The organism is Nocardiopsis synnemataformans (assembly GCF_965343085.1).
In the GTDB taxonomy this organism is placed as follows: Bacteria; Actinomycetota; Actinomycetes; order Streptosporangiales; family Streptosporangiaceae; genus Nocardiopsis; species Nocardiopsis alborubida.
The window spans coordinates 1-668 of record NZ_CBDRFA010000182.1 but is presented as its reverse complement, the minus strand read 5'-3'; the positions used below and the strand labels follow the sequence as shown (position 1 = coordinate 668).

2 protein-coding genes are annotated in these 668 nt (G+C 66.0%); both read left to right on the top strand.

What is annotated here, in order from left to right:
* Positions 1-61 precede the first annotated feature (61 nt).
* Positions 62-283, top strand: coding sequence for a hypothetical protein (locus tag ACSIH6_RS39360; RefSeq protein ID WP_435113986.1), 222 nt, complete (start codon positions 62-64; stop codon positions 281-283).
* 161 nt (positions 284-444) lie between these two features.
* Positions 445-621 (top strand): hypothetical protein, encoded by a 177-nt coding sequence (locus ACSIH6_RS39355; protein ID WP_435113984.1) that lies wholly within the window; start codon positions 445-447, stop codon positions 619-621.
* The last annotated feature ends 47 nt before the right edge of the window (positions 622-668 follow it).

The window sequence follows — 668 nt, the reverse complement described above, 5'->3', positions numbered from 1 at the left end:
GGGCCCCCTGGACTGGCCCAACACCTGACCCGCGGCGCATCATCGAGCAGGAGGCACCCTTGTGGACAACATGTTGCAGCGGTACGTGGAACGCGCCCGCTCAGAATCCGACATCGACCCCCGCACCGAGGTCGAGGCACACGCCGACGACCCTGAGCAGATCATCGCGGCCTGGGAAAGGGACCGCGCCCTGCTGGTCGCCAAGCTCGACTCGGTTCGTGGGGCGGCGGACCGCTACCGGACGGACCGCGACAACGCGTGGTGGGAACTGGAGAACCGGTGAGCGCCCGCTCTTGCTGGCGCAGACCGGCGATGACGGACAGTTGATGGAGGACGAGCAGTCAGCAATGCACGCCGAACCGAGGTTGCCCACTGGGTTGCCCACATGAGCAGTGGGCAACCTCAGGTTCAGCCCCCACACGTCAACGCCCGCAGGAGGAAACTATGCAGACTCGCTTCGACCACGTCGACGGCTACCTCAAGCACAAGGTCGACCTCCCGGCCATCCCGCGCCAGGGCGATCGGGTCAAGCTCGACGGCCGAAAGTACCGGGTGGCGTCGGTGACCTGGGTCATCGACAGCGACGAAGACCCCCATGTGCGGGTCACCCTGGAGGACTGACCCAGGTTCCTCCCAGGGTTGGGAGAAGTTGGGAGGAAAGTGGGAGC